The organism is Variovorax sp. P2_H12 (assembly GCF_056403395.1).
In genome coordinates, this window is sequence record NZ_JBFUFO010000029.1 from 142,753 (window position 1) to 165,555 (window position 22,803).

Annotated in this window: 23 protein-coding genes; 14 read left to right on the forward strand and 9 right to left on the reverse strand. The window is 69.3% G+C overall.

The window, feature by feature from the left end; all coding sequences use genetic code 11:
- The first annotated feature begins 8 nt into the window (after nt 1-8).
- From AC1DYK_RS22610 to AC1DYK_RS22620, 3 genes are read left to right on the forward strand one after another with little or no spacing between them, the layout of a single operon-like run.
- Nucleotides 9-368 carry a YgiW/YdeI family stress tolerance OB fold protein gene (locus AC1DYK_RS22610; RefSeq protein ID WP_478168348.1) on the forward strand — a complete coding sequence of 120 codons (360 nt, stop codon included), beginning with the start codon at nt 9-11 and terminating at the stop codon, nt 366-368.
- A 12-nt stretch (nt 369-380) separates the two neighbouring features.
- Nucleotides 381-731, forward strand: coding sequence for a CidA/LrgA family protein (locus AC1DYK_RS22615; RefSeq protein WP_478091453.1), 351 nt, complete (start codon nt 381-383; stop codon nt 729-731).
- Nucleotides 732-754: 23 nt separating this feature from the next.
- Nucleotides 755-1,483, forward strand: a complete 729-nt coding sequence (locus AC1DYK_RS22620) for an LrgB family protein (protein ID WP_478168349.1) — start codon at nt 755-757, stop codon at nt 1,481-1,483.
- Between the two features lie 23 nt (nt 1,484-1,506).
- Here AC1DYK_RS22620 and AC1DYK_RS22625 read toward each other — a convergent pair whose 3' ends face one another.
- From AC1DYK_RS22625 to AC1DYK_RS22635, 3 genes are read right to left on the reverse strand one after another with little or no spacing between them, the layout of a single operon-like run.
- The gene (locus AC1DYK_RS22625) at nt 1,507-2,241 is read right to left on the reverse strand and encodes an SGNH/GDSL hydrolase family protein (RefSeq protein WP_478168350.1); all 735 of its coding nucleotides are present in this window, start codon (nt 2,239-2,241) and stop codon (nt 1,507-1,509) included.
- A gap of 49 nt (nt 2,242-2,290) precedes the next feature.
- Entirely contained in the window at nt 2,291-5,593 is a 3,303-nt protein-coding gene (locus AC1DYK_RS22630) for an acetyl-CoA carboxylase family protein (RefSeq protein WP_478168351.1), read from the reverse strand.
- A gap of 4 nt (nt 5,594-5,597) precedes the next feature.
- The gene (locus AC1DYK_RS22635; RefSeq protein WP_478168352.1) at nt 5,598-7,211 is read right to left on the reverse strand and encodes an AMP-binding protein; all 1,614 of its coding nucleotides are present in this window, start codon (nt 7,209-7,211) and stop codon (nt 5,598-5,600) included.
- A 74-nt stretch (nt 7,212-7,285) separates the two neighbouring features.
- Here AC1DYK_RS22635 and AC1DYK_RS22640 point away from each other — a divergent pair, with 74 nt between their 5' ends.
- The 4 genes from AC1DYK_RS22640 (at nt 7,286) to AC1DYK_RS22655 (ending at nt 10,719) form a co-directional block, all read left to right on the forward strand.
- Nucleotides 7,286-7,978 (forward strand): TetR/AcrR family transcriptional regulator, encoded by a 693-nt coding sequence (locus AC1DYK_RS22640; protein ID WP_478168353.1) that lies wholly within the window; start codon nt 7,286-7,288, stop codon nt 7,976-7,978.
- A gap of 45 nt (nt 7,979-8,023) precedes the next feature.
- Nucleotides 8,024-9,271: a branched-chain amino acid ABC transporter substrate-binding protein gene (locus tag AC1DYK_RS22645; RefSeq protein ID WP_478168354.1), complete on the forward strand. Its 1,248-nt coding sequence runs from the start codon at nt 8,024-8,026 to the stop codon at nt 9,269-9,271.
- 187 nt (nt 9,272-9,458) lie between these two features.
- The gene (gene rocF / locus AC1DYK_RS22650) at nt 9,459-10,370 is read left to right on the forward strand and encodes an arginase (RefSeq protein ID WP_478168355.1); all 912 of its coding nucleotides are present in this window, start codon (nt 9,459-9,461) and stop codon (nt 10,368-10,370) included.
- A gap of 109 nt (nt 10,371-10,479) precedes the next feature.
- Nucleotides 10,480-10,719, forward strand: coding sequence for a hypothetical protein (locus tag AC1DYK_RS22655; RefSeq protein WP_478090660.1), 240 nt, complete (start codon nt 10,480-10,482; stop codon nt 10,717-10,719).
- 17 nt (nt 10,720-10,736) lie between these two features.
- Here the strand turns inward: AC1DYK_RS22655 and AC1DYK_RS22660 are convergent, their stop codons facing one another.
- The gene (locus AC1DYK_RS22660) at nt 10,737-11,381 is read right to left on the reverse strand and encodes a DUF2242 domain-containing protein (protein ID WP_478168356.1); all 645 of its coding nucleotides are present in this window, start codon (nt 11,379-11,381) and stop codon (nt 10,737-10,739) included.
- A gap of 117 nt (nt 11,382-11,498) precedes the next feature.
- On the reverse strand, nt 11,499-12,770 hold the full coding sequence (locus AC1DYK_RS22665) for a Glu/Leu/Phe/Val family dehydrogenase (protein WP_478090658.1): 1,272 nt from the start codon (nt 12,768-12,770) through the stop codon (nt 11,499-11,501).
- Nucleotides 12,771-12,950: 180 nt separating this feature from the next.
- Here AC1DYK_RS22665 and AC1DYK_RS22670 point away from each other — a divergent pair, with 180 nt between their 5' ends.
- The gene (locus AC1DYK_RS22670; protein ID WP_478168357.1) at nt 12,951-13,430 is read left to right on the forward strand and encodes an Lrp/AsnC ligand binding domain-containing protein; all 480 of its coding nucleotides are present in this window, start codon (nt 12,951-12,953) and stop codon (nt 13,428-13,430) included.
- A gap of 5 nt (nt 13,431-13,435) precedes the next feature.
- On the opposite strand, the gene AC1DYK_RS22675 is transcribed toward AC1DYK_RS22670, so the two are convergent.
- Nucleotides 13,436-14,122, reverse strand: coding sequence for a YggS family pyridoxal phosphate-dependent enzyme (locus AC1DYK_RS22675; RefSeq protein ID WP_478168358.1), 687 nt, complete (start codon nt 14,120-14,122; stop codon nt 13,436-13,438).
- 39 nt (nt 14,123-14,161) lie between these two features.
- Here AC1DYK_RS22675 and AC1DYK_RS22680 point away from each other — a divergent pair, with 39 nt between their 5' ends.
- The 3 genes from AC1DYK_RS22680 to AC1DYK_RS22690 all read left to right on the forward strand — a co-directional run bounded on the left by AC1DYK_RS22680 (nt 14,162) and on the right by AC1DYK_RS22690 (nt 17,425).
- Nucleotides 14,162-15,205: a type IV pilus twitching motility protein PilT gene (locus AC1DYK_RS22680; protein ID WP_478157119.1), complete on the forward strand. Its 1,044-nt coding sequence runs from the start codon at nt 14,162-14,164 to the stop codon at nt 15,203-15,205.
- A 143-nt stretch (nt 15,206-15,348) separates the two neighbouring features.
- Nucleotides 15,349-16,485 carry a PilT/PilU family type 4a pilus ATPase gene (locus AC1DYK_RS22685; protein WP_478094147.1) on the forward strand — a complete coding sequence of 379 codons (1,137 nt, stop codon included), beginning with the start codon at nt 15,349-15,351 and terminating at the stop codon, nt 16,483-16,485.
- A 22-nt stretch (nt 16,486-16,507) separates the two neighbouring features.
- On the forward strand, nt 16,508-17,425 hold the full coding sequence (locus AC1DYK_RS22690; RefSeq protein WP_478168359.1) for an NAD(P)-dependent oxidoreductase: 918 nt from the start codon (nt 16,508-16,510) through the stop codon (nt 17,423-17,425).
- A 194-nt stretch (nt 17,426-17,619) separates the two neighbouring features.
- On the opposite strand, the gene AC1DYK_RS22695 is transcribed toward AC1DYK_RS22690, so the two are convergent.
- On the reverse strand, nt 17,620-18,390 hold the full coding sequence (locus AC1DYK_RS22695) for a BON domain-containing protein (protein ID WP_478168360.1): 771 nt from the start codon (nt 18,388-18,390) through the stop codon (nt 17,620-17,622).
- Between the two features lie 190 nt (nt 18,391-18,580).
- Here AC1DYK_RS22695 and AC1DYK_RS22700 point away from each other — a divergent pair, with 190 nt between their 5' ends.
- Nucleotides 18,581-20,053, forward strand: coding sequence for a patatin-like phospholipase family protein (locus AC1DYK_RS22700; protein WP_478168361.1), 1,473 nt, complete (start codon nt 18,581-18,583; stop codon nt 20,051-20,053).
- A 12-nt stretch (nt 20,054-20,065) separates the two neighbouring features.
- Here the strand turns inward: AC1DYK_RS22700 and AC1DYK_RS22705 are convergent, their stop codons facing one another.
- The gene (locus AC1DYK_RS22705; RefSeq protein ID WP_478091696.1) at nt 20,066-20,701 is read right to left on the reverse strand and encodes an SIS domain-containing protein; all 636 of its coding nucleotides are present in this window, start codon (nt 20,699-20,701) and stop codon (nt 20,066-20,068) included.
- 148 nt (nt 20,702-20,849) lie between these two features.
- On the reverse strand, nt 20,850-21,248 hold the full coding sequence (locus tag AC1DYK_RS22710; RefSeq protein ID WP_478168362.1) for a YraN family protein: 399 nt from the start codon (nt 21,246-21,248) through the stop codon (nt 20,850-20,852).
- Here AC1DYK_RS22710 and rsmI point away from each other — a divergent pair.
- Nucleotides 21,248-22,195 (forward strand): 16S rRNA (cytidine(1402)-2'-O)-methyltransferase, encoded by a 948-nt coding sequence (gene rsmI / locus AC1DYK_RS22715; protein WP_478168363.1) that lies wholly within the window; start codon nt 21,248-21,250, stop codon nt 22,193-22,195. The two genes, AC1DYK_RS22710 and rsmI, sit on opposite strands and share 1 nt — an antisense overlap.
- Before the next feature lie 96 nt (nt 22,196-22,291).
- The gene (locus AC1DYK_RS22720; protein ID WP_478168364.1) at nt 22,292-22,786 is read left to right on the forward strand and encodes a macro domain-containing protein; all 495 of its coding nucleotides are present in this window, start codon (nt 22,292-22,294) and stop codon (nt 22,784-22,786) included.
- The last annotated feature ends 17 nt before the right edge of the window (nt 22,787-22,803 follow it).

Sequence of the window (22,803 nt, forward strand, 5' to 3'; positions counted from 1 at the left end):
GACATCTCATGCGGACCTGGAAACACTACCTTCTCGCGCTGCTGGCCGTCGGCACTGCCGGCATCGCCATGGCCCAGTACGTGGGCCCCTCGGGCACGCAGCTGACCACGGTAGCCAATGTGCTGAAGACCGGCAAGGACGACCAGCAGGTCCTGCTGCAAGGCGTGCTGCTCAAGAAGGTGGGCCATGAGAAGTACGAGTTCAGCGACGGCACCGGCACCATCCGTGTCGAGATCGACGACAAGATCTTCCCGCGCGAAACCATCGACGAGAAGACCCGCGTCGAGCTCCTCGGCGAAGTCGAAAAGGACTTCATGACCTCGCCCCAGGTCGACGTCGACACGATCCGGCGCCTGCCGAGCCAGTAAGCGCCACCCTCGATGAACGGCCTGCGCGGAATGGCCTGGCTGCTGGTGTTCCAGTCGGTCGGCGAACTGCTCTCGCGCGGCCTGTCGCTGCCGCTGCCGGGCCCGGTGCTCGGGATGATGCTGATGCTCGCGGGGCTGCGTTTCGCCGCCGTGCGCGAGCCGGTGTCCGAATGCGCCAGCTTCCTGCTGGCGCATCTTTCGCTGCTGTTCGTGCCGGTCGGCGTCGGCGTCATGACGCACCTCGCGCTGCTCGGCCAGTACGGCGGGCGCATGCTGCTGGTGATTGCGCTGTCGACCTGGATCGGCCTCGCGGTCACGGCCCTGGTGCTCTTCTGGCCCGACCGGAAGAACCATCCGCTCTAGGGGCCTGAAAAGGCCCTGCTCGCATGCCGCGCTTCGTCGAACTGTGGATCTACCTCTCGGCCACCCCGCTGTTCGGGCTCACGGCCACGCTGGTCGTCTACCTGCTGGCGAACGCGGCCTACACGAGGGCCGGCGGCGCGCCCTGGGCGAACCCGGTGCTGTGGTCGGTCGTCGTGCTCGCCGGCGGCCTGCTCGCCACGCGCGTCGACTACCCGACCTATTTCGCCGGCGCGCAATTCATCCATTTCCTGCTCGGACCGGCCGTGGTGGCACTGGCCTGGCCGCTGTGGCAGCGGCGCGCCGAGTTGCGGGCGCGCTTCGGCCGCCTGCTGCTCGCTGCGCTGCTCGGCGGCGCTGCCGCCGCCGGTTCGGCGGTCGCGCTCGGCTGGGCCGTGGGCCTGCCGCACGACGTCGTGCTGTCGCTCGCGCCCAAGTCGGTGACGGCGCCCGTCGCCATGGGCATCTCCGAGAAGATCGGCGGCATTCCCGCCCTGTCGGCGGTGTTCGCCGTGCTGACCGGCATGATCGGCGCGCTGTCCGCCAAGTACCTCTTCGATGCGCTGCGCATCGGCACCGACGCCACGGGCTTCGCCGCGCGCGGCTTCGGGCTCGGCACCGCGGCGCACGGCATCGGCGCCGCCCGCGCGCTGCATGTCGACGCCGATGCCGGCGCCTATGCGGGGCTCGCACTGGGCATGCAGGTCGTGCTGGCCGCCCTGCTCATGCCCCCGGTCTTCAGGCTTCTCCAATGAAGCGCCTGGCTGCTGGCCGAGGTCTATTTCAGCAGCAGCCGAAGATCGATCGCGTTGGCCATCGCCGCATAGCCCGCATTTCCCGGATGGAGATGGTCGCCGCTGTCGTTGACCGGATTCAATGCCTGCGGATCGGAGGGGTCGCGCAGCGCCGCGTCGAAATCCACCACCCCGCCGATGTCCTGGCGGCCGCGGATCCAGCGGTTCACGGCTTGCCGACGTGATTCTTTCTCCTTGCTCCAGTACGCCGAGCCCTTGAAGGGCGGCAGCGTGCCCAGCAGCGTCTTGACCCCGCGCGCGCTTGCCTGCTCGATCAATTGCTGAAGGCCGGCGACGATCTGATCCGCGGCGGGCTGGCCGCGGATCGGCCCGGCGGCGCCTTCCGGCATGCTGAAGCCGATGTCGTTGATGCCGAGCAGGATCACGACATGGGTCACGCCGCGCTGCGCCAGCACATCGCGCTCGAACCGGGCGATGCCCTTGGGTCCGACCCCGTCAGCCAGCAGGCGGTTGCCCGAGATGCCGGCATTGATCACCGCGACGGGTGCGGCGCCGCCCGGCTTCGCGCGCAGCCTGGCGGCCAGACGCTCGGGGTAGCGGACCGGGCGCCCTTGCTCCTCGACGACCCCCGCGCCCTCGGTGATCGAATCGCCAAAGGCCACCACCACGCCGGTGCCGGCCGATCGCGCCGGCATCTGTGCACCCAGCAGCAGGGCGCCCAGCAGCAGCGTCGGCAGGCATCGAGAAAACGGCTTCATGAGAAGCACGGAGTCTACGCAAGGCCGGGGCCCGGCCTGCGGCCGGCTTTCACCAGGTGTCGACGTAGGCCGTGGCCGGCGGCCGCACCGCGGACGCGGAGGCGAGCCCACGCACCAGCCAGGCGCGGGTGTCGGCCGGATCGATGACCGCGTCGATCTCGAGCGTCTGCGCCATGTGGATCGCCTCGCCGTTCGCGTACTGCTGTGCGACCAGCTTCTTGAACAGCGCATCGCGCTCGGCGCCCACCGCCGCCGCTTCGAGTTCCTTGCGGAAGCCGAGCCGCACGGCGCCTTCGAGCCCCATCGCACCGAATTCGCCGGTGGGCCAGGCGACCGTGAACACCGGGGCGTCGAAGCCGCCGGCGGTCATGGCCTGCGCGCCCAGGCCGTAGCCCTTGCGCAGCACCACCGCGAAATACGGCACGCGCAGGTGCGAGGCCACCATGAACATGCGGCAGACGTGGCGCACCTGCGCCTGCGCCTCGATCTCGGGGCCGACCATGAAGCCCGGCGTGTCGCACAGCGCCACCAGAGGGAGGCCGTGCGCATTGCACAGCTGCATGAAGCGCGCGGCCTTGTCGGCGGCCTCGACGTCGATCGCGCCGCCCAGGTGGTGCGGGTTGTTTGCCAGCAAGCCGACCGGCTTGCCCTCGATGCGCGCCAGCGCCGTGACGATGCCGGCGCCGAAACCGGCGCGCAGCTCGAGCATCGAGCCGGTGTCGGCGACACCGCGCATCGCGGCGCGCACGTCGTACACACGCAGCCGGTTCTCGGGGATCGCCTGCCGCAGCGCGCGCGGGTCGGCGCATTGCCAATCGATGGTCGGCCCCTGGAAGTACGAAAGGTACTGTTTCGCCGCGGCGACCGCGTGGGCCTCGTCCTTGACCAGGATGTCGATCACGCCATTGCGCGACTGCACGCTGCTGGGCCCGATCTGCTCGGGCGCGAAGGTGCCGAGGCCGCCGCCCTCGATCATGGCCGGGCCGCTCATGCCGATGTTGCTCGCCTCGGTGGCGATGATCACGTCGGCACAGCCGAGCAGCGCGGCGTTGCCCGCGAAGCAGCGGCCGTGCACGATGCCCACCACCGGCACCTTGCCCGACAGCGCGGCGAACTGGCTGAAGGTGTGGTTGTTGAGGCCCGCGACGACGGCCAAGTCGGTGTCGCCGGGCCGCCCGCCGCCGCCTTCGGCGAACAGCACCACCGGCAATTGCAGCTGGTGCGCGATGCCGAGCATGCGGTCGGTCTTGTGGTGGTTGCGCATGCCCTGCGTACCCGCCAGTACGGTGTAGTCGTAGGACATGACCACGCAGCGCGACTTCTCGGGCCCGAACTGCTTCGCGTTGATGCTGCCGATGCCGGTCACCATGCCGTCGGCCGGCGTGTTGGCGATCAGGTCCTCGAGCGTACGGCGACGGGTCTGGGCGGCGATCGCGAGCGCGCCGTATTCGGTGAAGTTGCCTGGGTCGTCTGCCGAGTCGCAAAGGTCGGCGATGTTGGCGCGCGCGGTGCGCCCCCCCTGCGCATGGCGCTTGGCCACCGCAGCGGCGCGGTTGGCATCGAGGGTCGGCGCATGGCGGTCGATCACCTTCTGCAGGTCGGGACGGATCTCGTCGAGATGGCGCTCGGCATGCGCCTCGGCTTCGACCGCCTGCGCGTCCATCTCTTCGAGCCTGACCAGCGACTGGCCTTCGACCAGGTAGTCGCCCGCCGCCGCCAGCAGCGCGACGACGCGGCCGGCCGTGGGCGCATGCAGCAGATGCTCCATCTTCATGGCTTCGAGCACACCGAGCTGTGCGCCCGCCGGCACCACGTCGCCCACATCGACCTCGAACTGCACCAGCCTGGCGGGCATCGGCGCCTTCACCACGAGGCCGGCTTCCTCGTCCTGCGGCAAGGCTGCCGCTTCGCGCGGGGCGGCAGCAGGCCGCGCCGTCTTCGCCACCGTCGCGTCGATGTGCGCGGCGGCGGCGAGCAGATCGCCCAGGTGGGCCTCGACGAAGCGCGTGTGCACCGCCTGCGACGCGAACTCGGGCCGCATCGCGATCGCGCGCAGCAGCGCAAGGTTGGTCGCCATGCCGTCGACATGGCATTCCTCGAGCGCCCGCAGCGAACGTCGCACCACGTCGGCGAAGCGCGGCGACGACGATTGAACGATCAGCTTGGCCAGCAGCGTGTCGTAGTGCGGAGAGGGCGCGAGGCCGGCATAGCCGTGCGTATCGACGCGCACGCCGGGGCCGGCGGGCAGGTCGAAGCGCGTCAGCGTGCCGCCGGACGGCCGCGCGCTGCCCTGCGCATCGAGCGTCTCGGCGTTGACGCGCCACTGCACCGCGAAGCCGCGCTGCGGCGCCGTGCGCTGCGTATCGACGCCCAGGTCCGCCAGGGTCTGGCCGGTCGCGACGCCGATCTGGAGCTGGACCAGGTCGAGGCCGGTGACCGCTTCGGTCACCGTATGTTCGACCTGCAACCGCGGATTGGCTTCGATGAAGACGAAGGGCAGCGTCGCCGAATGGTCGTCGACCAGGAATTCGAAGGTGCCCAGGCTCTGGTAGCCGACCGCCTTCGCCATGCGCAGCGCGGCCTGCGTGACCTGATCGCGCAGCGCTGGCGGCAGCGACGGGCTCGGCGCGATCTCGACCAGCTTCTGGAAACGCCGCTGCAGCGTGCACTCGCGCTCGCCCAGGCTCGCCACCGCCTCTCCGTCGCCCAGCACCTGGACCTCGATGTGGCGTGCGTTGCGCATCAGTCGCTCGACGTAGACGCCCTCGACGCCGAACGCGGCCTTGGCTTCGGACATGCAGCGCGCATGGGCTTGCGGCAGTTCGTCGGCCTGGAGGACGGCGCGCATGCCGCGGCCGCCGCCACCGCCGATGGCCTTGACCATCACGCCCGCGCCATCCGCCTGCTGGGCCGCGAAGAAAGCCTGCGCTTCGGACAGCGTCACCGCGGCGGGGCTGCCGGGCATCACCGGTACGCCGCACTGCTCGGCCAGCGCCCGCGCCCGCGCCTTGTCGCCGAACAGCGCGAGCTGGTCCGGCGTCGGACCGATGAAGCGCAGGTCCGCGTCGGCGCACGCCTGCGCGAAATCCGCACGTTCGCTCAGGAAACCGTAGCCCGGATGCACCGCATCGCAGCCCTGTGCGCGCGCGATCGCGATCAGTGCCGCAATGTCCAGATAGGCCGAAGGCCCGGTCGCAGCAAGCGGCACGGCCGTGTCGGCCAGCTGCACATGCAGCGCGGTGGCGTCGTCCTTCGCATGCACCGCGACGCTCGCGATGCCGAGGTCGCGCAGCGCGCGCACCAGCCGGACCGCGATCTCGCCGCGGTTGGCAATCAGAACTTTCTTCATCATCCGGTCAGTCCTTGAGCAGGCGGCGCAGCACCTTGCCGGCACCCGTGGTGGGCAAGGCCTCGATGAAGCTCACCGCACGCGGCGCCTTGTAGCTGGCCATGTTCTCGCGCGACCAGGCGATCAGCGCATCGGCATCGAGCGTGGCCCCGGGCTTCTTCACGACGAAGGCCTTGACCACCTCGCCCTTCTCCGGGTCGGCTTGCGCGATGACCGCGGCCTGCGCCACGGCGGGATGCTTGATGAGGATGGTCTCCACCTCTTCGGGGAACACGCTGTAGCCCGAGACCTTGATCATTTCCTTGAAGCGGCCGATGAAGGTGAGGTAGCCGTCGGCATCGAGCTTGCCCATGTCGCCGGTGTGCACCCAGCCGCCGCGCAGGGTCGCTGCCGTGGCTTCGGGCTTGTTCCAGTACCCCTTGAAGGAACCCGCGCTGGCGAGCACGATCTCGCCGACCTCGCCCGCCGGCTTGTCCTCGCCCGTGTCGGTGTCGATGATGCGGATCGTGACGCCCGGCACCGCGATGCCCTGCGTGCCCCAGCGTGGCGCGTGGTGCGGCGTATAGGTGTCGCAGGTGTGGGTCTCGCTCAGGCCGTAGGCGGCCTCGAAGGAGCTGCAGTTCTTCGCGAAGCCGCGCCATTGCTGCGCGAGCGGCTCGGTGAAGGCGATGCCGAAGCTGGTGACCGGATTCATGCGCAGGCTCGACAGGTCGTGCTCCGCAATGCCTTCCACGTGCATGCAGGCCACGTTCATCGGCGCGATGCTGTACCACCAGCTGACCCGGTAGCGGTCGATGGCCTGCAGCGTCGCGCGCGGCTCGAAGCGATGCAGCAGCACCGAGGTCGCGCCGGCGAGCACCGGCACGTTGACGCCCATCAGCATGCCGGCGATGTGATAGAGCGGCGCGATCGACAGCAGCACGTCGCCGCCCGAGACGCCGTTGCAGTCGGCCGCCGCGCGGGTCTTGAAGAGCGCGTTGCCGTAGCTCAGCATCGCGCCCTTGGGCAGGCCGGTGGTGCCGGAGGTGTAGGTCATGAGCGCCACGTCGTCGAGCGACACCTCGACCGGCGCAGGGCACTGGCCGCTGCGCATCACCGCGAGGAAGTCCTCGCAGCCGGCCGGCAGGTCGCGCGGCTCGCGTTGCGCCGCGGCCAGTTCGGCCGGCAGGTCCGGCGTGGGCGCGGCGGGCAGCAGGTCGGCATAGTGCACCACGAACACATGCGCCAGCGCGCTCGACGCGCGCACCTTGTCGACCACCGGCAGCAGCGACGAGGCCGCGACGATCACGCGGGCCTTGAGGTCGTTGACCTGGTAGGACAGCTCGTGCTCCTTGTTGAGCGGCCCGCTCGGGCAGACGATGGCGCCGATCTTCTGGATGCCGAAGTGCGCGACCAGGTATTGCGGGCAGTTGTTGAGGAACAGCACGACCGGCTCGCCCTTGCGCACGCCGATCGCCTGCAGACGCGCGGCGAAGGCGTCGCTCGCGGCGTCCAGCTCGGCGTAGCTCAGGGCCTGCCCGTACCAGATGCAGGCCGGGTGGCCGCCGCGCTCGCGCGCATGCGTACGCAGGTACTCGTGCAGCGGCTGCTGCGGGCGGTCGGGAAGCTGGATTGTCTCCATGGCGTCACTCTCACAGGGTTATCGATAGGGATCGGCACTTGCCATCGCCGCATGGTGCACCAACAATCCTACCCATGGGTATAACTTCGGCGACACAGCACAAACCCTCTGAATGCGGCCCGACGCCATCCACGCGAAGCGACCTGCCGCGGCGCACCGGCCGGCAGCGCACCGCCACGGCGGGCACCGACGTGCAGCGCGAGCGCATCCTGCAGGCCGCGGCGCAGCTCTTCGCCGCGCAGGGCTACGCCCACACGACGATGGCGCAGATCGTGCGCGCGCTCGATGCCACCAAGCCTTTCGTGTACTACTACTTCCGCGACAAGCAGGAGATCTTCGAGACGCTGTCGTGGCGGCCCGCGGTCGACTGCTTCACCGCGATGGACTTCGCCGCCGGCGACACGCGCCCGGCCGTCGACAAGGTCAAGGAGGGCATCGAGCGGCTGATCCGCGCCACGGTGGCACATCACCCCTGCGCCTTCTTCGCCTACAAGGAGCCGCAGGTCTACCGGCCCGAGTACCTCGCGGCGCAGAAGAAGCTGGCCCGCCACTTCTACGACCAGCTCTTCCCGCTGCTCGAGGAGGCCCGCAGCGACGGGGACCTCGACTTCGGCGAGACCAAGATCACCGCCTTCGCCGCGCTGAGCCTGCCCGGCTTCCTCTACAGCTGGTACCGGCCCGATGGCCGCCTGTCGCCCGACGAGGTGGTGGCCGAGCTGTCGAAGCTCGCCTGGCGGGTGCTGGGCCTGCGCGAGCGCCGGACCTGAGCCGGACCGCTTTCTTTCCACGAAACCCAAGACCGGAGACCGTCCATGAAATTCCCCCGCCTGCTCGCGCCCGCCGCGGCCACGGCCCTGCTCGCAGCGGGCGCCGCCCATGCCCAGCAGACCTACAAGATCGCCTACATCGATCCGCTGTCGGGACCGTTCGCGAACGTGGGCGAGCTGATGCTCACGCACACGCAGTACGCGATCGAGGACATCAACGCCAAGGGCGGCGTGCTCGGCGGCACCAAGCTGCAATTGCTCCAGTTCGACAGCAAGCTGTCGGCGCAGGAGAGCCAGAGCGCGCTGCAGGCCGCCATCGACCAGGGCGCACGCGCCATCGTCACGGGCGGTTCGGGCTCCTCGGTGGTCAGCGCCCTGGTGCAGGCGGTCAACCGCTGGAACCAGCGCAATCCGGGCCGCGAGCTGCTGGTGCTGAACCACTCGTCGATCGACCCCGAACTGACGGGCAAGGCGTGCAGCTTCTGGCACTTCCAGACCGAGGCCAACACGGCGATGAAGATGAAGGCGATCGCCAACTACACCAAGAAGACCCCGGAGTTGAAGAAGGTCTACCTGCTGAACCAGGACTACGCCCACGGCAAGCAGTGGGCCAGCTACGGCCGGCAGATGGTCGGCCTCGCGCGGCCCGACATCCAGTTCGTCGGCGAGACGCTCCATCCCATCGGCCGCGTGAAGGACTTCGCCCCCTACCTTGCCAACATCAAGCAGTCGGGCGCGGATTCGGTCATCACCGGCAACTGGGGCCAGGACATGACCCTGCTGCTCAAGGCGGCCGGCGACGCGGGCTACGACCTGCACTACTTCAACCACAGCGCGGGCTCGATACCCGGCACGGTGCTCGCCGTGTCGCAGGCCAAGCTCGGCCAGCTGACCTGGGTCGCCGAGTGGCATCCCGGCGAGGCCGATTCGCCGAAGGTCGATGCGCTGGCGAAGAGCTACAAGGCGAAGACCGGCAAGGACTTCCTGGCGCCGCGCATCGAGATGACGCCGCGCCTGCTGGCCGCCGCGATCAACAAGGCCGGCAGCACCGACACGCCGAAGGTGGCGCGCGCCCTCGAAGACCTGAGCTTCGATTCGGTGGTCGGTCCGGTACGCATGCGAGCGGAGGACCACCAGTTGCTGCTGCCGCAGGTGGTCAACACGATCGCGCCGGTCGACGGCAAGACGGTCAAGGTGGGCTGGGAAGGCACGAACTACGGCTTCCGCACGGATGCGATCTACTCCGGGAACGAATTGGCCCAAGGCACCGACTGCAAGATGACGAGACCGTAGCTGTTGCTCGCCCCCAGGTTGCCCGGCACTTCGTGTCCGGGCGCCCACCCCCTGCCGGGGGCAACACCAGCGGCCCGGCAAAGCCGGTTCCGCGGTGTTCCTGGGGCCGAGTTCGTCAGGGTTGCACTTTGCCATGAGCGTGCGCTACCGTAGCGGCTGCCCAGCAACCTGCATGGAGAGACCGCGCATGACCCGCACCCTTCGACTGATCGGCGCACCGACCGACATCGGCGCCAGCACCCGTGGCGCCGGCATGGGCCCCGACGCGCTGCGGGTGGCCGGCCTTGCCAACACGCTGGCCGGGCTGGGTTTCGAGGTGATCGACGGCGGCAACCTGGCCGGCCCGGGCACGCCCTGGGAGGTGCCGGCCGAAGGGCTGCATCACCTGGACGAGGTGGTGGCCTGGAACCGCCTGGTCTACGACGCGGTCGACCTCGCGCTGGAGGCCAGGCAGCTCCCCGTGCTGCTGGGCGGCGACCACTGCATCGCGGTCGGCTCCATCAGCGCGATCGCCCGCCACGCGCACCAGCGGCGGAAGAAATTGCGCGTGCTGTGGCTCGATGCCCACACCGACGTCAACACCGAGACCACCAGCCCGAGCGGCAACATGCACGGCATGCCGGTCTCCTGCCTGCTCGGCCACGGGCCCGCGGCGCTCACCGGCTGGAGCGGCGAGCCGGCGGCGCTGGCGCCCGACGCGATCCGGTTCCTCGGCATCCGCAGCGTGGACGCGGAGGAAAAATCGGCGATCCGGGCACTCGGCCTCGGTGTCTTCGACATGCGGCACATCGACGAGCACGGCATGCGCACCACCATGACCGAGGCGCTTCAGGACGTCGACGACGACACCCACCTGCACGTCAGCTTCGATCTCGACTGCCTCGACCCGGACTACGCGCCCGGGGTCGGTACCGGCGTGCGCGGCGGCCCGACCTGGCGCGAGATGCAGCTCTGCATGGAAATGATCGCCGATACCGGGCGGCTCGCCTCGCTCGACGTGGTCGAACTCAATCCGGCGCTGGACGTGCGCAACCGGACGGCGGAGATCGCGGTCGAGCTGATCGAGAGCCTGTTCGGCAAGTCGACGCTGGCGCGTTGACACGGCGCGGCCGCCGCAAAAAGGCGGTGCTTCGTGATTTTTCTCCCGCGGAAAACTAACACCCTCGAATTACATTCTTAAGTATTCTTTTTGATACTGAGAAACCAAGATGGGCGTGCGGAAGATTGGATTGCTGGTGGAGCAGCCGACCGATGGATCGTATTTCTGGGTCATCCATGAAGACGTGCGGGACGACGGCCGATTCGAACCGCTGCAGCGCGCCGAGCGCTCGTTCGCGACCTACTCGGCCGCTCTGGCGCAGGGCTACGGCGTGCTCCAGCGCCTCTGCGGCCTGACCGGCCTGCCGGCCTACGCGGCCCGTTCGGTCTCCTTGTCGCCGGCCGCCTGATCGTTCGGCGCGCCCGCTCAGCCGCGCGTCGGCGACGGCGGCACCGGGCTGAGCGGCACCTCGATCATCGGCTGCGGCGGCAGCACCGGCGAAGCCTCGACCGGCCGGCCTTCGGTCGCGGCCGGCAGGAAACGGTCGATCAGCGAGAAGAAGCGGTCGTAGAAGCGCTCGTCGGTCAGGGTCTCGCTCGCCACCTTGACCAGGGCGTCGTCGCTCGAGCTGAAAGGCAGCGACAGCGAACCGATCGCGCCCACCCCCACCGTGGCGGAGTTGTTGACCTTCTTGATGCCATAGCGGTCCTGCAGCGCGCTGGCGAAGGCGATGGTGCTGCGGGCCCCGTTGCGGCCGCTGCCCTCGCGCGCGCAGACGACCCGGAACTCGACTTCCACATGCACCTCCGCCGCCGGCTGGAAGCTCTTGCGGCCGGTCACGAGGTCGGCATTCCCCGCCGTGATCATGTAGCCCTGGCTCAGCAGCGCGCGCCGCGCGGCTTCGCAGGTCTGCGCCTCGTTGGCGGCATAGCTGCGCGTGTGGGTGGTGGTGGAGTCGAACTCCTCCGGCTCGTAGGACACGCGCCGCGGCGGCGCGAGGCTGCAGCCGGCGACCAGGGAGGAGAACAGCAGCAGCGCGGCGGCGGCGGCGCGGCGGGACGGAAAGCGCATGGCGGGCATGAGATGGGGCGGAACACGGAATGCTAGCCGCAGGAGCGCGGCCCCGCTTGGACATGCCGGACGCCCCGTCGTTCCCCGTTCAGGCGCTGCCGTCGACCGGCCGCCCGGTCACGGGTAGAGGCCGCGCTCCTGGCGTGCCATCAGGATCCGCTCGCAGGCCACCGCGAAGGTCGCGGTGCGCAGCGTGATCTTGTGCTTGTCGGCGGTGTCCCAGATGTGGTTGAGCGCATTCATCATGATGCGGTCGAGCCGCACGTTGATCTCGTCCTCGTCCCAGAAGAAGGACGAGAAATCCTGGACCCACTCGAAGTAGCTGACCGTCACGCCGCCGGCGTTGCAGATCACGTCGGGCACCACCAGCACGCCGCGTTCGGCCAGGATGTCGTCGGCGGCCGGCACGGTCGGGCCGTTGGCGCCCTCGAGCACCAGCTTGGCCCGGGTCTTCTGGGCCCGCTCGGCCGTGATCTGGCCTTCGAGCGCGGCCGGGATCAGGATGTCGCAGGCCACGTCCCAGAAGGACTCGTTGGCGATCACGTCGCCGCCCTTGAAGCCGACCACGCCGTCGGTGCGCGACAGCGGCACCAGCGTCGCGAGGTCCAGCCCCTGGTCGTTGACGATGGTGCCGGTGTGGTCCTGCACCGCGACGATCTTCGCGCCGGCCTCGGCGAACAGCTCGGCCGCGACCGAACCCACGTTGCCGAAGCCCTGCACCGCGATGCGGGCGCCGCGCAGGTCGAGCCCGAGACGGCGTGCCGCCTCGCGGCCGGTCACGAAGACGCCGCGGCCGGTGGCCTTGACCCGGCCCAGCGAGCCGCCCAGGTGCAGCGGCTTGCCGGTGACCACGCCGGTGGCGGTGCCGCCGACGTTCATCGAGTAGGTGTCCATCATCCAGGCCATGATCTGGGCGTTGGTGTTGACGTCGGGCGCCGGGATGTCGGTATGCGGGCCGATGATGATGCCGATCTCGCTGGTGTAGCGGCGCGTGACCTTCTCGAGCTCCTTCTCCGACAGCTTCTTCGGGTCGACCCGGATGCCGCCCTTGGCGCCACCGTACGGCAGGTTGACCGCGGCGGTCTTGACCGTCATCCAGGCCGACAGCGCCATCACTTCCTCGAGCGTGACGTCGGGGTGGAAGCGCACGCCGCCCTTGCCCGGGCCGCGGCTCATGTTGTGCTGCACGCGGTAGCCCTCGAAGTGCGCAATCGAGCCGTCGTCCATCTCGATCGGCACGTCGACGATCAGCGCGCGCTTGGGGCGCTTGAGCGTCTCGACCCAACGGGCCAGCCCGCCGAGGTACGGCACGACGCGGTCGACCTGCGAGAGATAGGTGCCCCAGGGGCTGTCGGCGGTCGGTTGGACATAGGAGAGGTCAGAACTCATGGCGATCCTTGTTGTTGAACGGCGAGCCGCGACGATAGTCCGGCGCAGCCCGGGGCGCCATGACCTATGCGCGAAGCGTTGACGGTTATGCAGCGGCGGCAAGCAAGGCGCCGATGCCCCGGAATCTTCCACCGAGTTGTTCACCAACGGATGCCGCCTTGACCGGATAATTCACATCCGATGAGCGCACCAGCACCAGATCTCGACCGCATCGACATGAAAATCCTGAAGATTCTTCAGGAAGACGGCCGCATTTCCAATCTCAAGCTGGCGGAAACCGTCGCGCTTTCGCCCACGGCGGTCCTGGCGCGGGTCCAGCGGCTTACGCGGGACGGCTTCATCCTCGGCTACGAGGCCCGGCTCGACCCCGACAAGCTCGGCCGCGGCTTCACGGTGTTCGTCGAGGTGCTGCTCGACCGCACCACGCCGAACGTGTTCGACGAGTTCAAGGCGGCCGTGCAGGCGCGCGACGAGATCATGGAATGCCACATGGTCGCCGGCGGCTTCGACTACCTGCTCAAGACCCGGATGGCCGACATGTCGGCCTACCGGGCCTTCGCCGGCACGGTGCTGTGGCAACTGCCCGGTGTGCGCGAGACCCGCACCTATGCCGTCATGGAAGAAGTGAAGAGCAGCGCCAGGCTTCCGCTCGGCATTTGAGCCCGTCAGCGCGCCCCAAAGATCGCCGACCCGACACGCACCATCGTGCTGCCCGCCGCGACCGCGGCTTCGAGGTCGGCCGACATGCCCAGCGACAGCGTGTCGACCTCGAGGCCTGCCGCACGCAACTCGTCGAACACCGCAGCGGCGCGCAGGAAAAGCGCCCGCTGGGCCGCGAAGTCGACCGCCGGCTCGGGAATCGCCATCAACCCTCGCAAGCGCAAGCGTGGCAAAGCCGCCACGGCGCGCGCCAGCGGCAGCGCCTCCTCGGCCGCGACGCCGGACTTGTTGGCGCCGCCGTCGACATTGACCTGCAGGCACACCTGCAAGGGCGGCCGTCCCGCCGGCCGCTGCTCGGCCAGGCGCTCGGCGATCTTCAGCCGGTCGATGCCGTGCACCCAGTCGAAATGCTCGGCCACGACCCGGGTCTTGTTGCTCTGCAGGGGGCCGATGCAGTGCCATTCGAGCTGCGCACGCAGGTCGTCCAGCGCCGCGATCTTGGCGACGCCTTCCTGCACGTAGTTCTCGCCGAAGGCCGTCTGGCCGGCCGCATGGGCGGCGCGCACCGCCTCCGGCCCGAAGGTCTTGGACACTGCAAGCAAGCGCACGCTCGCCGGGTCGCGTCCGGCGGCCGTGCACGCTGCCACGATCCGGGCCCGAACTTGCTGGAGCTTGTCGCCAATCATCGTCATAATCTTCAAAGTCGTATCAAAACGTCACCGAGGAACTGCGTGGACATTACCCAACTGCTCGCCTTCAGCGTCAAGAACAAGGCGTCCGACCTGCACCTCTCGGCCGGTCTGCCGCCCATGATCCGCGTCCACGGCGACGTGCGCCGCATCAACGTGGACGCGCTGGACCACAAGGCAGTGCACGCCATGGTGTACGACATCATGAGCGACACGCACCGCAAGCACTACGAGGAGTTCCTGGAAGTCGACTTCTCGTTCGAGATCGACGGCCTGGCGCGCTTTCGCGTCAACGCCTTCAACCAGTCGCGCGGCGCGGCGGCGGTGTTCCGGACCATTCCGTCGAAGATCCTCACGCTCGAGCAGCTCAACGCGCCGAAGATTTTCGGCGATCTGGCGCTCAAGCCGCGCGGCCTGGTGCTGGTCACCGGCCCCACCGGCTCGGGCAAGTCGACCACGCTGGCGGCGATGGTCAACTACCTGAACGAGACCGAGTACGGCCACATTCTCACGGTGGAAGACCCGATCGAGTTCGTGCACGACTCCAAGAAGTGCCTGATCAACCAGCGCGAGGTCGGGCCGATGACGCTCTCCTTCGCCAATGCGCTGCGCTCGGCCCTGCGCGAGGACCCGGACGCGATCCTGGTCGGCGAAATGCGCGACCTCGAGACCATCCGCCTGGCGATGACCGCGGCCGAGACCGGCCACCTGGTGTTCGGCACGCTGCACACCTCGTCGGCGGCCAAGACCATCGACCGGATCATCGACGTCTTCCCGGGCGAGGAAAAGGAAATGATCCGCGCCATGCTGTCGGAGTCGCTGCAGGCGGTGATCTCGCAGACGCTGTGCAAGACCAAGGACGGCCAGGGCCGCGTGGCGGCGCACGAGATCATGCTGGGCACGCCCGCCATCCGCAATCTGATCCGCGAAGGCAAGGTGGCGCAGATGTACTCGTCGATCCAGACCGGCAGCGGCCAGGGCATGCAGACGCTGGACCAGAACCTCACGGACCTGGTGCGCCGCAGTGTCATTTCCTCCGCCGAAGCGCGCGGGAAGGCCAAGATCCCCGAGAATTTCCCCGGATGAATGAAGCTCACCCCCAGCCTCGCCCACTTCGTGTGGCTCGGACACCCCCTCTCCGGGGGCAACCCCAGCGGCCCGGCAAAGCCGGTTCCGCGGGGTTTCCCGGCTGAAGAGGCCGCCACGCCGGATTTCTATTAGGAGCGCTCATGGAACGCGATCAAGCCAGCCAGTTCATCAACGACCTGCTCAAGCTCATGGTGAGCCGCAACGGCAGCGACCTGTTCATCACGGCCGATTTCCCGCCCGCGATCAAGGTCGACGGCAAGGTCACCAAGGTGTCGGCCCAGGCGCTCGGCGCGCAGCACACGCTGGCGCTCACGCGCTCGGTCATGAACGACCGCCAGACGGCCGAGTTCGAGCGCACCAAGGAGTGCAACTTCGCGATCTCGCCGACCGGCATCGGCCGCTTCCGCGTCAATGCCTTCGTGCAGCAGGGCAAGGTCGGCATGGTGCTGCGGACCATTCCGGCCAAGCTGCCGACCATCGACGGCCTGGGCATGCCGCAGGTGCTCAAGGACGTGGCGATGACCAAGCGCGGCCTGACCATCCTGGTCGGCGCCACCGGCTCGGGCAAGTCGACCACGCTGGCCGCGATGATCGACTGGCGCAACGAGAATTCCTACGGCCACATCGTGACGGTCGAGGACCCGGTCGAGTTCGTGCACCCGCACAAGAACTGCGTGGTCACCCAGCGCGAGGTCGGCATCGACACCGACAGCTGGGAGGCAGCGCTCAAGAACACGCTGCGCCAGGCGCCCGACGTGATCCTGATGGGCGAGATCCGCGACCGCGAGACCATGGAGCACGCCGTGGCCTTCGCCGAGACCGGCCACCTGTGCATGGCGACGCTGCACGCCAACAGCGCCAACCAGGCGCTGGACCGCATCATCAACTTCTTCCCCGAGGAGCGCCGGGCCCAGCTCCTGATGGACCTGTCGCTGAACCTGCGCTCGCTGGTCTCGCAGCGGCTGATTCCGACCGAGGACGGCCACGGCCGCATCGCCGCGGTCGAGATCCTGCTGAACACGCCGCTGATCTCCGACATGATCTTCAAGGGCGAGGTCGGCGAGATCAAAGAGATCATGAAGAAGAGCCGCAACCTGGGCATGCAGACTTTCGACCAGGCGCTGTTCGACCTGTTCGAGGGCAACGCGATCAGCCTCGACGACGCGATCCGCAACGCCGACTCGGCCAACGACCTGCGGCTGCAGATCAAGCTCAACAGCCAGCGCGCGCGCACCACCGACCTGTCGGCGGGGACAGAACACTTCGCGATCGTCTGAAGCTCGCGCTAAGCTTGGAGGCATGAGCCTCAACCCCAAAACCTACGATCCCGTCCCTTCGCAGAAGGTCGCCTTCCTCGGCCTCGGCGTGATGGGCTACCCCATGGCGGGCCACCTCGCGCTGGCCGGCCACCACGTCACGGTCTACAACCGCAGCGCCGGCAAGGCCAAGGACTGGGAAGCGGAATTCAAGCCGCAGGCTTCGGCCTCGGTGAGCCACTCCGCAACCCCGCGCGGCGCCGCGTCCAACGCCGACATCGTGTTCTGCTGCGTCGGCAACGACGACGACCTGCGCTCGGTGGTGCTGGGCGAGAACGGTGCCTTCGCGGGCATGGCCCCGGGCTCGGTGTTCGTCGACCACACGACCGCCTCGGCCGACGTGGCGCGAGAACTCTCGAAGGCGGCGCTCGAACGCGGCCTGCAGTTCATCGACGCCCCTGTCTCGGGCGGCCAGGCCGGCGCCCAGAACGGCGCGCTGACCGTGATGTGCGGCGGCGACCCAGCCACCTTCGCCAAGGTCGAGCCCGTGATCGCGGCCTTCGCGCGCGCCGTCACGCTGCTCGGCGGGAGCGGCGCGGGCCAGCTTGCCAAGATGGTCAACCAGATCGCGATCGCCGGACTGGTGCAGGGCCTGTCCGAGGCCATCGCCTTCGGCCAGCGCGCCGGCCTGGACATGAACGCGGTGCTCGCCGTCATCGGCAAGGGCGCAGCCCAGAGCTGGCAGATGGACAACCGCGGCAAGACCATGATCGAAGGCAAGTTCGACTACGGCTTCGCGGTCGACTGGATGCGCAAGGACCTCGGCCTGGTGCTCGACGAAGCCAAGCGCAATGGCGCGCGCTTGCCGGTGACCGCGCTGGTCGACCAGTTCTATGCCGACGTGCAGCAGGCCGGCGGCAGGCGCTGGGACACCTCCAGCCTGATCACCCGGCTGAAATAGGGCCCCCACGCTCCCCCACTTCGTGTGGGTCGCTGCCCCCCAAGGGGGCCGCAGGCCGCCTTGGGGCGGCCCGGCGCCGGCCTGAGGGGGCCCCACGCTCCCCCACTTCGTGTGGGTCGCTGCCCCCCAAGGGGGCCGCAGGCCGCCTTGGGCGGCCCGGCGCCGGCCTGGGCGCGGCCCTCCAAAGGGGCCGATCAGCGCACCGGCGAGGTCGTGACGCCGCCGTTGGCCGGCGGCTGCGACGACGAGGGCAGCGGCGGCAGCGGCTCCATCGGCGGCAGCGGCACGCTCGAACGCGAGGCCGGTGCGCTGCCCGACGCGCCGGTGCCGCCTGGCTGGGACTGTTGCTGCAACTGGTTCTGCAGCTCGGTCTCGGTGACGATCTCGACCACGCGCACCACCTTCGTGACGCCCGAAACGCCGCGCGCGATGTCGGTCGCGCGATCGGTCTCGCGGCGGGTCGCGATGCCCATCAGGTAGACCGTGCCGCGCTCGGTCACGACCTTGAACGAATTGGCGAAGATGTCCTTGGCATCGAGCAGCGAAGCCTTGACCTTGCCGGTGATGAAGGTGTCGTTGGAGCGCTCCTGGAAGGAGGTCGGCGGCCCGACCACCAGTTCGTTGACCACCGTTCGCACGTTGTCGACCCGCCGCACCACGTCCTCGACGCGGCGCTTGTCGGCTTCGCTGCCGACCGTGCCCGTCAACAGCACCTGGCGGTTGAAGCTGGTGATGCTCACGTACATGTTGTCGTTCGCGATCTCGCGCACACGGGCTCCGCCGCGCAACTCGATGGCTTGGTCGTCGACCTGCGCGCCCGAGCTGCGGCGGTCGGTCGCCACCATGCCGACGCCGGCGGCCGCAGCCCCGCCCACCACCAAAGGCACGCAGGCTGTGAGGCCGGCGACCAGTACGGCGCCTGCGGTCAATGCCATCGCGATGCGTTGAGTGGATGTCGTCGTCATGGGGTAAAGCCTTCCGGTGCGTTGTGTCCGCGACGAGTTTAGCCCAGGGGATTTCGATCCTCCGTGACGGCCCGTCATCGCTCATTCGAGCAGGCTGCAGGTCGCGCCGCCTGCCTACAATTTGCCGCGCGGTCGATGGCGCAAATGTTGCACCTGCATCCGGCAAGCCCCGCTCGAGCAAGGAAGACACGTGAATCAATCTGTTGTGAGATCGCTGATCCTGAGGCCGATGGCCGGCGCCTTCGCGGCCCTGTTGCTGGCAGGATGCAACGCCCTGGCGCCGGTCAACCCGCCCATCGCCCAGGTCGACCTCGACAGCGGCTACCGGGTCAACCGGCTGCTCAAACGCCAGCATGAAGGCGTCAAGAACGATCCCCACACCCTCTTCCTGCTGACCTTCTCCGGCGGCGGCACGCGCGCGGCAGCGTTCTCGTACGGCGTGCTCGAAGAGTTGCGGCGCACCGACGTCATGGTGCAGGGCGAGCAGCGCAATCTGCTGGCCGAGGTGGATGCGATCTCCGGGGTCTCGGGCGGCAGCTTCACCGCGCTGGCCTACGCGCTCTACGGCGACCGGCTGTTCACCGAGTACGAGCCCCGCTTCCTGAAGCGCGACGTGCAGGGCACGCTGACGCTGCGCGCCCTCAATCCGCTCAACTGGTTCAACCTCGGCAGCGGCCTGTACGGGCGCTCCGAGCTGGCGGCGGACTACTACGACGAGATCCTGTTCAACGGCGCCACCTTCGCCGACCTGATCAAGCAGCCGACGCCCGTGACCGCAGTCACAGGCACCGACCTCTCGACCGGCGCCCGCTTCCCCTTCTCGCAGGACCACTTCGACCTGCTGTGTTCCGACCTCGGCACCGTACGCCTGGCGCGGGCCGCCGCCACCTCCTCGGCCGTGCCCGCCGTGCTCTCGCCCGTGACGTACCACAACTACGGCGGCAGATGCGGCGCGGCCCTGCCGGCCTGGGTCCACGACGTCACCAAGCCCGGCGGCCCCGAACGTCCGGCCGGCCGGGCCCTGCTGCGCTATCGCGACATCCGGAGCTTCGAGGACAGCAAGAACCGGCCGTACCTGCACGTGGTCGACGGCGGCGTCTCCGACAACCTGGGCCTGCGCGGCCTGCTCGAGGCGCTCGAGGAGATGGAAGCCAGCCCGGCCTTCCAGCGCGAAGTGGGGCTCGCATCGATTCAGCGCATCGTGGTCGTGGTGGTCAACTCGCGCTCGGCGCCGGCCACCGACTGGGACCGCCGGGCGCGCGCGCCGGGCATCGTCGCGCAGCTGCTGCAGTCGTCGAGCGTGCCGATCGACCACTTCTCCTATGAATCGGTCGAGTTGCTGAAGGACATCGCGCAGCGCTGGGCCGACAAGCGCGAGCTCGAGGTGGCCGAACTCCGGCTCTCGGGCCTGTCGCGCGCGCAGGCCGAGGCCTCGGTGCCCAAGCTGCGCTTCGACGCCATCGACGTCAGCTTCGACGCCATCGAGGACCCCAAGGAGCAGCGCTACTTCATGGACCTGCCGACCAGCTTCGTGCTGTCGAGCGACGAGGTCGACCGGCTGCGCGCGCTGGGCGGCCGGCTGCTGCGCGAAGCGCCGGGCTATCGCGAACTGTTGCAGCGGATCAGCGACAGCAACGCGACCGCCAAGGCCGCGGCGCAGTAGCCGGGCGCGCGCTCAGGGCGACAGCAGGGACGAGTCGCTGTCCTGGTCGCCGAGCAGTTGCGCGTCCACGCCGTCGCACAGGCAGTGCAGCGCCAGCAAGTGGACCTCGTGGATGCGCGCGGCGCGCTCGTGCGGCACGCAGACCTGGACGTCGGTCTCGCGCAGCGCGCGGCCCACGGCCCCGCCGGTGCCGCTGCCGGTGGGGGCGGCGTTGCCGAGCAGCGCCACCACGGTCATGTCGCGCGCATGCGCCGCCTCGACCGCCGCCAGCACCGCGGCGGACTGGCCGCTGACGCTCAGCACCAGCAGCACGTCGCCGGCCTGGCCCAGTGCGCGAACCTGGCGCGCGAAGCGATCGGCGCCCAAAGACTCGGCCGTGTCGGCGGCGGGGTCGGTGGCGTCGCCGGGCAGTGCGATCGCCGCCAGCTCGGGGCGATCGCGCTCGAAGCGGCCGACGAACTGCGCCGCGAACTGGGCCGCCAGGAAGCCGGAAACGCCGGCGCCGCAGGCGAGGATCTTGCCGCCGCTGGTGACGCAGGCCAGCAGTGCCTGCATGGCCTGGGAGATCGGCTTTCCGAGCAGCGGCCCGGCCTGGTATTTGAGGTCAGCACTGTCGATGAAGTGCTGCTGAATCCGTTGCTCTAGCATGAAGGGAATATAGCTCGCCCCCAGGTTGCCCCGCACTGCGTGTCGGGGCGCCCACCCCCTGCCGGGGGCAACACCGGCGGACTGGCAAAGCCAGATCCGCGGTGTTTCACCAACAGGCCCTGGCGTCGCCGGGCCGGGGTCGCTTGCGCTATCCGGCGTCGAAGGCGGCCTGAAGCCAGGTGATGCGCTCTTCGACCAGCACGACGTCGAAACGGCAGGGTGGCAGCACGCGCAACCGGCTGATGTAGTGCCGCGCCGCGAAGACGATGCGGCGCTGCTTCACGCCCGTGATGCTGCCGGCGGCACCGCCATGCGTCGCGCTGGCACGACCGCGAACCTCGACGAACACCAGGGTGCCGTCGTGCGGATCGCGCATGATGAGGTCGATCTCGCCGCCGCCGCGGCCGGGGGTTCGATAATTGCGCGCGACCAGGCCGAGCCCGGCCGCCTGCAGGTGCTCGAGCGCCGCGTCTTCGGCCGCGTCGCCGCGCTGCTTGGTCGTCGGCTGCGATGTCCGCCCTGCCGCCTTGTTCTGGAGATAAGCCATTGACTTCCATCGCTCCCGCTTCGTTCGGCGCCGCCCTGCTCGCCGCGCGCGATGCCGCGGGTGCGCAGCATTATCCGCAGGCCACGCTCTACGTGGTCGCCACGCCGATCGGCAACCTGGCGGACATCACGCTGCGCGCACTGCACGTGCTGCAACTGGTCGACGCGGTCGCCTGCGAGGACACGCGGCACACGCAGAGCCTGCTGCGTGCCTACGGCATCGACCGCCCGGGCGCGCAACTGCTGGCCCTGCACCAGCACAACGAGAGCGAGGCGGCGCAGGCACTGATCGCGCGGCTGGCCGCGGGCGAGCGCATCGCCTACGTCAGCGACGCCGGCACGCCGGGCGTCAGCGACCCGGGCGCGCGCCTGGTGGCCGCGGTGCGCGAAGCCGGCCACCGCGTGCTGCCGCTGCCCGGCGCGAGCAGCGTGACCACCCTGGTCGGCGCCGCGGGGCTGGTCGCCGCGGGCGACCCGGGCAGCGGCTTCGTGTTCGCCGGCTTCCTGCCGAGCAAGGCGGGCGAGCGCGATGCCGCGGTGCTGCTGCTGGCCGACGAGCCTCGCAGCGTGGTGCTGCTCGAAGCGCCGCATCGCATCGAGGCGCTGGCGCGTTCGCTCGCCAGCCTGGGCGAACGCAAGGTGACCGTGGGCCGCGAGCTCACCAAGCAGTTCGAGGAGATCGCGACCGTCGCCGCCGCCGCCCTGCCCGACTGGTTCGCCGCCAGCCGCGACCGCACGCGCGGCGAGTTCGCGCTGGTGCTGCACCCGAAGCCCGCGGCCGCCGAGGACGGCGCGGAGGGCGAGCGCGTGCTGCGCCTGCTGCTGGCCGAACTGCCGGTCAAGAGCGCGGTGCGGGTCGCGGCAGAGATCAGCGGCGCGCCGCGCAATGCGCTCTATGAAGCCGCACTGCGCATGCGCAAGGACGGCGACGAGGCCGTCGAAACCTAGCGCGCCCGCCGCTGCAGGGATCGCCGCTTGCTTGACCCAGGTCAGAGTTCTGCGCCGGCGCGCGGATTATGGTCAGGCAACCATCCAGGAGCACCCATGTTGCATGAAGTCAGCGGCGATCTTCTTCTTTCCAGGGCACAGGCCATCGCGCACGGTGTCTCGCCCAACGATTCGTTCAATTCCGGCCTCGCGCTGGCGCTGCGCGAAAGCTGGCCCTCGCTGTACAAGGATTTCCGCCACTATTGCCAGACCCGCCACCCGCAACCGGGCGAGCTGTGGACCTGGACCAACGCGGGAGGCCAGCGCGTGATCAACCTCATGACGCAGGACGCCGCATACGACACCGGCGCCAAGCCGGGCAAGGCGACGGTCGAGCGCGTCAACCACACGCTGCGGGCGCTGCGCAAGCTGGTCGAGGAAGACAAGGTCGCCAGCCTCGCCCTGCCGCGCCTCGCCACCGGCGTCGGCGGCCTCGACTGGAAGGACGTCGCGCCGCTGGTCGAGCGCCACCTGGGCGACCTCGAGATCCCGGTCTACCTGTACACGACCTACCGCAAGGGCGTCGCCGCCGAGGAAACGGCGGCCCGCTGATCCGGGCGACGGCCCCG